At 58.8% G+C, this 13,106-nt stretch carries 9 protein-coding genes; all 9 read left to right on the top strand.

The window, feature by feature from the left end; all coding sequences use genetic code 11:
* The first annotated feature begins 336 nt into the window (after positions 1–336).
* The 9 genes from ACIOYV_RS31950 (at position 337) to ACIOYV_RS31990 (ending at position 12,956) form a co-directional block, all read left to right on the top strand.
* Positions 337–1,938: an ABC transporter substrate-binding protein gene (locus tag ACIOYV_RS31950; RefSeq protein WP_401330307.1), complete on the top strand. Its 1,602-nt coding sequence runs from the start codon at positions 337–339 to the stop codon at positions 1,936–1,938.
* A gap of 259 nt (positions 1,939–2,197) precedes the next feature.
* Positions 2,198–3,823, top strand: coding sequence for an ABC transporter substrate-binding protein (locus ACIOYV_RS31955; protein WP_054049975.1), 1,626 nt, complete (start codon positions 2,198–2,200; stop codon positions 3,821–3,823).
* 302 nt (positions 3,824–4,125) lie between these two features.
* On the top strand, positions 4,126–5,727 hold the full coding sequence (locus tag ACIOYV_RS31960; RefSeq protein ID WP_163908385.1) for an ABC transporter substrate-binding protein: 1,602 nt from the start codon (positions 4,126–4,128) through the stop codon (positions 5,725–5,727).
* Between the two features lie 172 nt (positions 5,728–5,899).
* Positions 5,900–7,312 (top strand): OprD family porin, encoded by a 1,413-nt coding sequence (locus ACIOYV_RS31965; RefSeq protein ID WP_401330312.1) that lies wholly within the window; start codon positions 5,900–5,902, stop codon positions 7,310–7,312.
* Positions 7,313–7,391: 79 nt separating this feature from the next.
* Positions 7,392–8,987 carry an ABC transporter substrate-binding protein gene (locus ACIOYV_RS31970; protein WP_054049980.1) on the top strand — a complete coding sequence of 532 codons (1,596 nt, stop codon included), beginning with the start codon at positions 7,392–7,394 and terminating at the stop codon, positions 8,985–8,987.
* A 74-nt stretch (positions 8,988–9,061) separates the two neighbouring features.
* Positions 9,062–10,072 carry an ABC transporter permease subunit gene (locus tag ACIOYV_RS31975; protein WP_401330316.1) on the top strand — a complete coding sequence of 337 codons (1,011 nt, stop codon included), beginning with the start codon at positions 9,062–9,064 and terminating at the stop codon, positions 10,070–10,072.
* 13 nt (positions 10,073–10,085) lie between these two features.
* Complete coding sequence (locus ACIOYV_RS31980; RefSeq protein ID WP_054050199.1) at positions 10,086–10,997, top strand: ABC transporter permease subunit; 912 nt, start codon at positions 10,086–10,088, stop codon at positions 10,995–10,997.
* 10 nt (positions 10,998–11,007) lie between these two features.
* Positions 11,008–11,976, top strand: coding sequence for an ABC transporter ATP-binding protein (locus tag ACIOYV_RS31985; RefSeq protein ID WP_054049984.1), 969 nt, complete (start codon positions 11,008–11,010; stop codon positions 11,974–11,976).
* Entirely contained in the window at positions 11,976–12,956 is a 981-nt protein-coding gene (locus tag ACIOYV_RS31990) for a peptide ABC transporter ATP-binding protein (protein ID WP_046045819.1), read from the top strand. Before ACIOYV_RS31985 ends, ACIOYV_RS31990 begins: the two co-directional genes overlap by 1 nt.
* Positions 12,957–13,106: the final 150 nt, after the last annotated feature.

The raw sequence follows: 13,106 nt of genomic DNA on the forward strand, positions 1-13,106 counted from the left end.
AGCGAAGCCGACCGTAGGCGATGCCCCCAGATGAATACCGGAACGAAGGCACGCCGAGCCTAAGCGAGGGGCCGGACGCCAGGGGCAAGACCTTTTGGTTCCTTTTGGGGCGTCTGCCAAAAGGGACTCGCCGTAAGGGCGAAACCTCAAGCAGCCCCAACCGCAAAAACGGATATACCCCCAAACCACCAACAACATGGTCGGCCCAAAGGCCGCCACTACCCAGACCTGCTATGCCCAGACACAGGGGTCCCCCTGAAAAAACGATATTTCCGCCCAACCGCTCAACAACGCTACTCTCAGCGTATACCGCTACCCAAATCCCCCGGGGACTCCATGGAAAGAACCACCGTCAAACCTCTCCTGCTCGCAATCGCCCTAGCCACCGCAGCCCCCTTCGCCCAAGCCGCCACAACATTGGTCTACTGCTCCGAAGCCAGCCCCGCCGGCTTCGACCCCAGCCAATACACCAGCGGCACCGACTTCGACGCCTCGGCCGAAACCGTCTTCAACCGCCTCACCCAATTCAAACGCGGCGGCACCGAAGTCGAACCCGGCCTTGCGACAAGCTGGGACGTAAGCCAGGACGGCCTGAGCTACACCTTCCATCTGCGTGACGGCGTGAAGTTCCACACCACCGACTATTTCACCCCGACCCGAGACTTCAACGCCGACGACGTGCTGTTCACCTTCCAGCGCCTGCTCGACCCGGAGAATGCGTTCCGCAAGGCCTACCCCGCCGAGTCGCCGTACTTCACCGACATGGACCTGAACAAAACCATCAAGAGTGTCGACAAGCTCGACGAGCACACCGTGCGCTTCAGCCTGAACAACGTCGATGCCGCCTTCATCCAGAACCTGGCCATGAGCTTCGCCTCAGTGCAATCCGCCGAGTACGGCGCGCAGCTATTAAAGGAAGGCAAAGCCGCGGACATCAACCAGAAGCCGGTCGGCACCGGGCCGTTCGTATTCAAGCGTTATCAGAAGGACTCGCAGATCCGCTTCGCCGGCAACAAGGCGTACTGGAAACCCGAGGACGTGAAGATCGACAACCTGGTGTTCTCGATCACCCCGGATGCTGCCGTGCGCTTGCAGAAGCTCAAGGCCGGCGAATGCCAGGTCAGCGGCTACCCGCGCCCTGCGGACATCGAGGTGATGGAGAAAGACCCGAACCTGACCGTGCTCAAACAGGCCGGTTTCAACCTCGGTTTCCTGGCTTACAACGTGACCCACCCGCCGCTGGACCAGCTCAAGGTTCGCCAGGCCCTGGACATGGCCATCGACAAACCGGCGATCATCAAAGCCGTCTACCAGAGTGCCGGCCAACTCGCGCAGAACGCCCTGCCACCGGCGCAATGGTCGTTTGATCCGAACATCAAGGACGCGCCCCACGACCCGACCAAAGCCAAGGCGCTACTGAAGGAAGCAGGGGTTGCGCCGGGTACCACCATTAATTTGTGGGCCATGACCGTGCAACGCGCCTCCAACCCGAATGCGCGGATGTCGGCGCAGATGATCCAGCAGGATTGGGAGAAGGTCGGGATCAAGGCCAACATCGTCAGCTATGAGTGGGGCGAGTACATCAAGCGCGCCAAGAACGGCGAACACGACGCGATGATCTACGGTTGGACCGGCGACAACGGTGACCCGGATAACTGGCTCGGTGTGCTGTACAGCTGTGCAGCCGTGAAAGGGAGCAACTACGCTAAGTGGTGCGACCCGGCGTACGACAAACTGGTCCAGCAGGCCAAGGTGTCGACCGACCGTGACGAGCGGGTCAAGTTGTACCAGCAGGCGCAGAAAATCCTCAAGGAGCAAGTGCCTATCACACCGATCGCCAACTCGACGGTGTTCCAGCCACTGCGCAAGGAAGTGAGCGACTTCAAGATCAGCCCGTTTGGCCTCACGCCCTTCTATGGCGTGGGTATAAATAAGTAACACCACGCGCCAACCGGGTGCGCCATACGCCCCGGTTGCCCCGTCGTGGGGCGCCTTTTGCACCGTAAAAAACGCGCGCAAACGGTCAAATGCGTCAATATTTATACATATGCGACATTAAGGTACGTTCGTGCCACTGTTTAAGACTTGTGGCCGTTCTGGATCTTGCAATGGGTATGGCCCCTGCATAAGTATCCGCAGGCACGACTCACGAGGTCGTCCTCTAATTCCAAAAATGACAACAAATCATGAGGCCACCATGCTTAAACACGCGGTCATTCCGTTTTTAGTCGGCGCCAGCTTATTAGCTGCCGCACCTTTCGCCCAAGCGGCGACTAACCTGGTGTTTTGCTCCGAAGGGAGCCCGGCCGGTTTTGATCCTGGTCAGTACACCACCGGAACCGACTTCGACGCCTCTGCAGAAACCATGTTCAACCGCTTGACTCAATTCGAGCGCGGCGGCACCGCTGTTATTCCAGGTTTGGCGACCAGCTGGGACATCTCCACCGATGGCCTGACGTACACCTTCCACCTGCGTGAAGGCGTCAAGTTCCACACCACCCCGTACTTCAAGCCTACTCGTGAGTTCAACGCCGACGACGTGCTGTTCACCTTTAATCGCATGATTAACAAGGATGATCCGTTCCGCAAAGCGTACCCGACTGAATTCCCGTACTTCACCGATATGGGGATGGATACCAACATCACCAAAATCGATAAAGTCGACGACAAAACCGTCAAGTTCACTCTGAAAGAAGTTGATGCCGCGTTCATCCAGAACATGGCCATGAGCTTCGCGTCCGTGCAATCCGCCGAGTACGCTGCCCAACTGCTCAAGGAAGGCAAAGCCGCCGACATCAACCAGAAGCCGGTCGGCACTGGTCCGTTCGTGTTCAAGAGCTACCAGAAAGACTCCAACATCCGCTACACCGGGAACAAGGACTACTGGAAGCCTGACGACGTGAAGATCGACAACCTGATCTTCGCCATCACCACCGACCCGTCGGTACGTATTCAGAAGCTGAAAAAGAACGAGTGCCAAATCACTCTGTTCCCACGTCCGGCCGACCTGAAGGCGCTGCAAGAAGACAAGACACTGAAAGTGCCTAACCAGGCTGGTTTCAACCTGGGTTACATCGCCTACAACGTGATGGACAAGATCAAGGGCAGCGATCAGCCGAACCCGATGGCCCAACTGAAAGTGCGTCAGGCACTGGACATGGCCGTCAACAAGCAGCAGATCATCGACTCCGTTTACCAAGGTGCTGGTCAACTGGCCGTCAACGCCATGCCGCCAACCCAATGGTCCTACGACACCACCATCAAGGATGCGCCGTACAACCCTGAGAAAGCCAAAGAGCTGCTCAAGGAAGCGGGCATCAAGGAAGGTACCGAGATCAACCTGTGGGCCATGCCGGTTCAGCGTCCGTACAACCCGAACGCCAAGCTGATGGCTGAAATGCTGCAGTCCGACTGGGCCAAGATCGGTATCAAGGCCAAGATCGTGACCTACGAGTGGGGCGAGTACATCAAGCGCTCCAAAGGCGGCGAAAACGGCGCGATGCTGATTGGCTGGAGCGGCGACAACGGTGACCCGGACAACTGGCTCAACGTGCTGTTCGGCTGCGACTCGCTGCAGGGCAACAACTTCTCCAAGTGGTGTGACAAGAAGTTCGACGGCATCGTAAAAGAAGCCAAGCGCACGACCGACCAGGGCAAGCGCACCGAACTGTACAAACAGGCGCAACACGTCCTCAAAGACGCTGTTCCGATGACACCTATCGCTCACTCGACGGTGTTCCAACCCATGCGCGACAACGTGCAGGACTTCAAGATCAGCCCATTCGGCTTGAACTCCTTCTACGGCGTCAGCGTCAGCAAATAAGATTTGGCAACGGCGGCGTATTTAACGTCGCCGTTGCTTTATCTGCCGGGAATGTAGGAATTCTCTGACAGCCAAAACAACTGCGGACTACCGCAGACGTTTAGGACGTGTCGGCTTTTCCTACGAGTTTTTCAGGCTTTTCCGCATTTACTGCCAGACCTACGGCCCATACCGTCGGGTTCTGACCAGTTTATGCGTGGGCCTTCGGTTTGCTGCGTGCACTGGTTTGAGATCAATGAAGCCTCCACGTCTCAGGACGGGACGGCGGCTCATTGTTAAACACTAAAAAAAGAGGGAGCGTTATGCGCCATACCTTGGTTTTATCCGCATTGCTGGGCACCGGCCTGTTGGCCGCCACTTCCATCAGCCAGGCCGCCAACAACAGCCTGGTCTTCTGCTCTGAAGGCAGCCCCGCCGGTTTCGACACGGCGCAGTACACCACTGCGACCGATAACGACGCCGCCGAGCCGCTATACAACCGGTTGGCAGAATTTGAAAAAGGCGCGACCAATGTCGTACCGGGCCTTGCAACGAGCTGGGATATTTCCGAAGACGGCCTCACGTACACCTTCCACCTGCGCGAAGGGGTGAAATTCCACACCACGCCCTACTTCACGCCGACCCGTGACTTCAATGCCGACGACGTGCTGTTCACGTTCAATCGCATGCTCGATCCGCAACAACCTTTTCGTAAGGCTTATCCAACCGAGTTCCCGTATTTCAACGGGATGAGCCTGAACAAGAACATCGCCAAGGTCGAAAAGACCGGGCCGCTGACCGTGGTCATGACGCTCAACAGCGTGGACGCCGCGTTCATCCAGAACATCGCCATGAGCTTCGCCGCGATTCTCTCCGCCGAATACGCCGACAAGCTGCTGGCCGAAGGCAAACCGAGCGAGATCAACCAGAAGCCGATCGGCACCGGGCCGTTCGTGTTCAAGAGCTACCAGAAAGATTCCAACATCCGCTACACCGGTAACAAGCAGTACTGGGACCCAAGCCGGGTCAAGCTCGACAACCTGATTTTCGCCATCAACACCGACGCTTCGGTGCGGGTGCAGAAGCTCAAGGCCAACGAATGCCAGATCACCCTGCATCCGCGCCCTGCCGATGTGACGGCACTGAAGAACGACCCGAATCTCAAGCTCATCGAGAAGCCTGGTTTCAACCTCGGCTACATCGCCTATAACGTGCGGCACAAACCGTTCGACCAGCTCGAAGTGCGTCAGGCGCTGGACATGGCGGTGAACAAACAAAGCATTCTCAACGCCGTGTACCAGGGCGCCGGGCAGTTGGCGGTCAACGCCATGCCGCCGACCCAATGGTCCTACGACACCAGCATCAAAGATGCCGCCTACAACCCGGAAAAAGCCAAGGAACTGCTCAAGGCTGCCGGCGTGAAGGAAGGCACCGAAATCACCCTCTGGGCCATGCCGGTCCAGCGCCCGTATAACCCCAACGCCAAGTTGATGGCCGAGATGCTCCAGGCTGACTGGGCGAAAATCGGCCTCAAGGTGAAGATCGTCAGCTACGAATGGGGCGAGTACATCAAGCGCACCAAGAATGGCGAGCACGACATCAGCCTGATCGGCTGGACCGGTGACAACGGGGACCCGGACAACTGGCTGGGCACGCTTTACAGCTGCGACGCCATTGGCGGCAACAACTACTCCATGTGGTGTGATCCGGCTTACGACAAGCTGATCAAGCAGGCCAAGATCGTCACCGATCGTGACCAGCGCACCGTGCTTTACCAACAGGCGCAGCAATTGCTCAAGCAGCAAGTGCCGATCACGCCAGTCGCTCACTCGACGGTCAACCAGCCGTTAAGCGCCAAAATCGACGGGTTCAAGGTGAGCCCGTTTGGTCGCAACGTGTTCTCGGGTGTCAGCATAGAAAAATAACCGACTAGCCAGAAACGCTGAGGGCGGATTCCGTCCTCACGCAAGCGTATTGCCGTAATTCGCCGATCCGGCCTACAGCAAACGTTTGCGATGCTTCAAATGAGTTCTAACCAAATAGCCGGATCACCAAAAAAGACCGGCATTAAAAAAAAGAAAGAAAGGAGCTTCACCCATGAAACTGAGCAATACCGCGATCCTGGCCTTGGCCATCAGTAGCATCACCGCCACGGCGTACGCGGAAACCCAGAGCCAGGAATACACCCCGGTGACGGTCAATACCTCCAGCGCCCAAGCCGATGCGACCGGCTTCCTCGAAGGCTCCACAGTTAAAGGCACGACCCGTAACTGGTACGCCAACGAGCAACTGAAACGTGGCGGCACTTTCACCTACCGCAAGGACGGTGTAGCAACGCCGACTGATCGCCGGATCAACTGGGTGCAAGGCACCATCGTCAACTTCACCTCTGGCTTCACCCAGGGCACCGTGGGTGTCAGCACTGAAGTTGCAGCCTACAACGCCATCGCGCTGGATCGTGACCGCAAGGACCTGGCGTCCAACAACGGTGGCGCACCGGGCACCCGTCCAGGCGCCGGTAACAACCGTACCCTGACCAAAGAAGGCGGCGACGCTCAAGGTCAGTGGAGCAAAATCGGCCTGGCCAACGTCAAGTTCCGCGTATCGAACACCACCCTGACCGCGGGTCGCCAGAACTTCAGCACCCCGATCGTCGACACCATCGGCAACCGTCCGCTGCCGTCGAGCTTTGAAGGTGTGAGCATTCACAGCGAAGAGCTGAACAACCTGTCGTTCGACGCCGGCACCTTCGATCGCGTATCCCCGCGTACCGAAGAGAGCCTGTCGAAATTCCGTTCCGAGTACACCGCCAACAACGCTGAAACCGACCACGTCAACATCGTCGGCCTGAACTATCAGCCGTTGAAAAGCCTGAAGACCAGCCTCTACGCTTCCCAGGTTGAAGACTTCTGGAACCAGTACTACTTCGGCGCTACCCACGAACTGGGTGACAGCCAGGTTCTGAGCCTGACCACCGGCCTGAACTACTACAAAACCGTCGATGCCGGCAAAAAAGAGATGGGCGAAATCGACAACGACACCTACTCCCTGTCGTTGGGCCTGACTCACCAGGCTCACAGCCTGACCTTCTCGTACCAGGAAGTTAACGGTAACGAGTACTTCGACTACCTGCACGAAACCAACGGCATCTACCTGGCCAACTCCCTGCTGTCCGACTTCAACGGCCCGAACGAAAAATCGTTCCAGATCGCTTACGGTCTGAACATGGCTGAATACGGCGTGCCAGGCCTGAAGTTCAACATCTACCAGGCTCGCGGCTGGGGCATCGACGGTACTCACTACACCGGCACCGCCTACGACGTACGCAACATGGACGGCGAACACCATTACGAATACGGCATCGGTACTTCGTACGCCGTACAGAGCGGCCCACTCAAGGCCACCACTGTTCGTGCGACCTACACCACTCACCGTGCCAGCGAAAACCAGGCTGATGGCAGCATCAACGAGTTCCGTCTCGTGACCACCGTTCCATTCAACATTCTGTAAAAAACACCAGCCAACGGCTGACTCATGACGAGTCGGCCGTTTGGCTTTTATCTGTTCAACCGATTGCAGAGGGTTCTTGATGAAAATGCTTCCCCTACGTGCGGCCATCGCTGCCGCGTTGCTGAGTGTCGCTGTTGGCGTCTCGGCGAAACCCCTGGTGGTCTGCACCGAAGCCAGTCCGGAAGGCTTCGATATGGTCCAGTACACGACTGCAGTCACAGCCGATGCGGTGGCCGAAACCATCTTCAATCGTCTGGCGGACTTCAAGCCCGGTACCACTGAAGTGATTCCGGCACTGGCCGACTCCTGGGACATCAGCGAGGACGGTCTGACCTACACGTTCCACCTGCGCAAAGGCGTCAAGTTCCACACCACCGATTACTTCAAGCCGACCCGCGACATGAACGCCGACGACGTGGTCTGGAGCTTCCAGCGTCAGCTGGACCCGAATCACCCGTGGCACAAACTGTCGAGCGTGGGCTTCCCGTACTTTGAAAGCATGGGCTTCAAGGAACTGCTCAAAAGCGTCGAGAAGATTGATGACAACACCGTCACTTTCACGCTGACCCGTCGCGAAGCACCGTTCCTGGCCGACATTGCCATGGCGTTCTCTTCGATCTACTCCGCCGAGTACGCCGACCAGTTGCTCAAAGCCAACAAGACCGGCGACCTGAACAACAAGCCAATCGGTACCGGCCCGTTCATCTTCCAGCGTTACGCCAAAGATGCTCAGGTGCGGTTCAAGGCCAACCCGGAGTATTTCCGTGGCAAGCCACCGGCTGAGGCGTTGATCCTGGCTATCGCCACCGACAACAACGTGCGCCTGCAAAAGCTCAAGGCCAACGAGTGCCAGATCGCGCTGTATCCGAAGCCGGATGACATCCCGAGCATCAAGAAAGACCCGAACCTGAAGGTCGATGAACTGAACGCGATGACCGTTTCGTACATCGCCATGAACACCACCCACAAGTACATGAGCGACGTGCGGGTGCGTAAAGCCATCGACATCGCCTTCGACAAAGCCGCCTACGTCAATGCGCTGTTCGGCAAAGGCAACGCGACCGTCGCGGTCAACCCGTACCCGGACACCCTGCTGGGCTACAACCACAAGCTGACCAATCCGCCACGTGACCTGGACAAGGCGCGCGCCCTGCTCAAGGAAGCCGGCGTACCGGAAGGCACCACGTTTACTCTGTTCACCCGTAACGGCGGTGGCCCGACCAACCCTAACCCGATGCTCGGCGCGCAGATGATGCAGGCTGACCTGGCCAAGGTCGGGATCAAGATCGACATCCGCGTCATGGAATGGGGCGAAATGCTCAAGCGCGCCAAAAATGGCGAGCACGACATGGTTTCTGCCGGATGGGCGGGCGATAACGGCGACCCGGATAACTTCCTGACGCCTATGCTCAGTTGCGAGGCGGCCAAAAACGGCGAAAACTACGCGCGCTGGTGCAGCGAGAAATTCCAGACGCTGATCGACGAAGCCCGCGCTAAAGTGAACCCGGCCGAACGAGCAGCGCTCTATGAACAAGCCCAGGAGGTCTTTAACCAGGACCAACCCTGGATCAGCATGGCTCACACCCGTATGTTCACCGCAATGCGCAACAACGTAGAGGGCTACCACATTAGCCCCCTCACCACTAATAACTTCGCCACCACCCAGGTGAAGTAGATAAGAAAACTCCCGGCGTCCCTGACACCAGGGACGCCAGGCACGCCTAACCGGCTGATGAGGTAGCACACAAGATGTTTAGTTTTATTGCCCGCCGACTGGGGTTACTGATCCCCACGTTTTTCGGCATCACCCTGCTGACTTTCGCGTTGATTCGCATGATTCCGGGCGACCCCGTGGAAGTAATGATGGGCGAACGTCGGGTCGACCCCGAAATGCACGCTCAGGCAATGGAACGCCTAGGTCTGAACAAACCCCTGTATACCCAATACCTGGATTACATCGGCAAGTTGGCCCACGGCGACCTTGGTGAATCCCTGCGTACCCGTGAAAGTGTCTGGACCGAGTTCAGCTCTCTATTCCCCGCGACCCTGGAACTGTCCATGGCCGCACTGTTGTTCGCCGGCATCCTGGGCCTGTTGGCCGGGGTGATTGCGGCACTCAAGCGAGGATCCCTGTTCGACCATGGGGTGATGGGCATCTCCCTGGCGGGATATTCGATGCCGATCTTCTGGTGGGGCCTGATCCTGATCATGTTCTTCTCGGTGTCCCTGGGTTGGACCCCGGTGTCCGGGCGGATCGATCTGCTTTATGACATCGAGCCGCGCACCGGCTTCATGCTGATCGACACCCTGCTGGCCGATGACGTCGGCGCGTTCTTCGACGCCCTGCATCACCTGATCCTGCCGGCCATCGTGCTCGGCACCATCCCGCTGGCCGTTATTGCGCGGATGACCCGTTCTTCGATGCTCGAAGTGCTGCGTGAAGACTACATCCGTACTGCCCGTGCCAAAGGCCTGTCTCCAGCGCGCGTAGTGTTCGTGCACGGCCTGCGCAACGCGCTGATTCCGGTACTGACCGTGGTCGGCCTGCAAGTCGGCACGTTGCTGGCCGGTGCGGTCCTGACCGAAACCATCTTCTCCTGGCCCGGCATCGGCAAATGGCTGATCGAAGCCATTGGCGCACGGGACTATCCCGTGGTGCAAAACGGCATCCTGTTAATCGCCTGCCTGGTGATTCTGGTCAACTTCGTGGTGGACATCCTCTACGGCTTTGCCAACCCACGCATTCGTCACCAGCGCTGAGATCATCATGACCATGACCACTCCAATTCCAGCGGTAGCAGTCGATCAAAGCCTGCTGTACCCGTCTCCGTACAAAGAATTCTGGCAAGCATTCTCCAAGAACAAAGGCGCCGTCGCCGGCCTGCTGTTCATGCTGCTGGTGATTTTCTGCGCAATCTTCGCGCCGTGGGTTGCCCCGCATAACCCGAGCGAGCAATACCGTGACTTCCTGCTGACCCCGCCGTCCTGGCTGGAAGGTGGGCAGATCCAGTTCCTGCTCGGCACCGATGAACTGGGTCGCGACCTGCTGTCGCGCTTGATCAACGGTTCGCGCCTGTCCCTGCTGATCGGCTTGTCGTCGGTAGTGATGTCGCTGATTCCGGGCATCCTGCTGGGTCTGTTCGCCGGGTTCTTCCCGCGCGTGCTCGGCCCGACCATCATGCGCCTGATGGACATCATGCTGGCCCTGCCATCCCTGCTGCTGGCCGTGGCGATTGTCGCCATCCTCGGCCCTGGCCTGATCAACACCATCATCGCCATCGCCGTGGTTTCGTTGCCGTCCTATGTTCGTCTGACCCGCGCCGCGGTGATGGGCGAACTGAACCGCGACTACGTGACCGCCGCGCGCCTCGCCGGCGCCGGCCTGCCACGCCTGATGTTCGTCACCGTGCTGCCGAACTGCATGGCACCGTTGATCGTTCAAGCGACCTTGAGCTTCTCCTCGGCGATTCTCGATGCCGCCGCCCTGGGCTTCCTGGGCCTTGGCGTACAACCGCCAACCCCTGAGTGGGGCACCATGCTGGCTTCGGCTCGCGACTACATCGAACGCGCCTGGTGGGTGGTAAGTCTGCCTGGTTTGACCATTTTGCTCAGCGTGCTGGCAATCAACTTGATGGGCGACGGTCTGCGCGATGCGCTGGACCCGAAACTCAAGAACGCCGCCTGAGGAGATTCAAATGTCACTGTTAGAAATCAAGAATCTCAACGTTCGCTTTGGCGACAAGAACGCCGTTCCGGTAGTCGATGGCCTCGACATCACCGTGGACAAAGGCGAAGTCCTGGCCATCGTTGGCGAGTCGGGTTCCGGTAAATCCGTGACCATGATGGCGCTGATGGGCCTGATCGAGCATCCAGGGATCGTCACCGCCGACGCCCTGAATTTCGACGGCAAGAACATGCTCAAACTCAGCAGCCGTCAGCGTCGACAAATCGTCGGCAAAGACCTGGCCATGGTTTTCCAGGACCCGATGACCGCGCTGAACCCGAGCTACACCGTCGGTTTCCAGATCGAAGAAGTGCTGCGCCTGCACCTGAAAATGTCCGGCAAGCAAGCGCGCAAGCGTGCTATCGAACTGCTGGAAAAAGTTGAAATCCCGGGCGCTGCCAGCCGTATGGAGGCTTACCCGCATCAACTCTCCGGCGGTATGAGCCAGCGTGTTGCGATCGCCATGGCGATTGCCGGCGAACCGAAACTGCTGATCGCCGACGAACCGACCACGGCCCTCGACGTGACCATCCAGGCCCAGATCATGGACCTGCTGCTGGCCTTGCAGAAAGAGCAGAACATGGGCCTGGTGCTGATCACTCACGACCTCGCGGTCGTGGCTGAAACCGCCCAGCGCGTGTGCGTGATGTACGCCGGTCAAGCGGTGGAAGTGGGTCAAGTGCCGCAACTGTTCGACATTCCGGCGCACCCGTACAGCGAAGCGCTGCTCAAGGCGATTCCGGAACACAGCCTCGGCGCTACGCGTCTGGCCACGCTGCCGGGCATCGTTCCCGGTCGCTACGACCGTCCGCAGGGTTGCCTGCTGTCGCCGCGTTGCCCGTACGTGCAGGATTCCTGCCGTCAGCAACGTCCTGGCCTTGACCCGAAAAGCAACAGCCTCGCCCGCTGCTTCTACCCGCTGAACCAGGAGGTGGCGTAATGGCCGTCGTACTTACCGCCCGCGACCTGACCCGTCACTACGAAGTGTCCCGTGGCCTGTTCAAGGGCCATGCGACCGTACGCGCCTTGAACGGTGTGTCGTTTGAACTGGAAGCCGGCAAGACCCTCGCTGTCGTTGGCGAATCGGGTTGCGGCAAATCCACCCTGGCCCGCGCCCTGACGCTGATCGAAGAGCCGTCCTCCGGTTCCTTGAAAATCGCCGGGCAAGAAGTCACTGGCGCCGACAAGGCCCAGCGCAAGCAGCTGCGCAAAGACGTGCAGATGGTGTTCCAGAGCCCGTACGCATCGTTGAACCCACGGCAGAAAGTCGGTGACCAGCTCGGCGAACCGCTGCTGATCAACACCAACCTGAGCGCGGCCGAACGTCGCGAGAAAGTCCAGGCGATGATGAAGCAGGTGGGCTTGCGTCCTGAGCACTACCAGCGTTATCCGCACATGTTCTCCGGCGGTCAGCGCCAGCGGATCGCCTTGGCTCGCGCGATGATGCTGCAACCGAAAGTGCTGGTGGCGGATGAACCGACCTCGGCGCTGGACGTGTCGATCCAGGCGCAGGTGCTGAACCTGTTCATGGATCTGCAGCAAGAGTTCAACACCGCCTACGTGTTCATCTCGCACAACTTGGCAGTGGTTCAACACGTGGCCGATGACGTGATGGTGATGTACCTCGGCCGCCCGGTAGAAATGGGCCCGAAGAACGACATCTACGAGCGTCCGCTGCACCCGTACACCCAGGCGTTGCTGTCGGCCACACCGACCATTCACCCGGACCCGAACAAGCCGAAAATCAAGATCGTCGGCGAGTTGCCTAACCCGTTGAACCCGCCGTCGGGCTGCGCTTTCCACAAGCGTTGCCCGTACGCCACCGAGCGTTGCAGCACTGAAGAGCCGGCCCTGCGCCTGCTCGACAGTCGGCAGGTGGCTTGCCACTACGCCGAGCAATTCCTCGACGGCGCGGCATAAAAAATGTGGGAGCGAGCCTGCTCGCGAAGAGGGAGTGTCAATCGACATCACTGTTGAATGGCACACCGCTTTCGCGAGCAGGCTCGCTCCCACACGGATTACAGCTTTACCGGTTAACCAAACCCCTTTTCCCGGGCTGCGCATCAGTCC

The sequence above is a fragment of the Pseudomonas sp. NPDC087342 genome (assembly GCF_044744265.1).
Classification (GTDB): Bacteria; Pseudomonadota; Gammaproteobacteria; order Pseudomonadales; family Pseudomonadaceae; genus Aquipseudomonas; species Aquipseudomonas nunensis.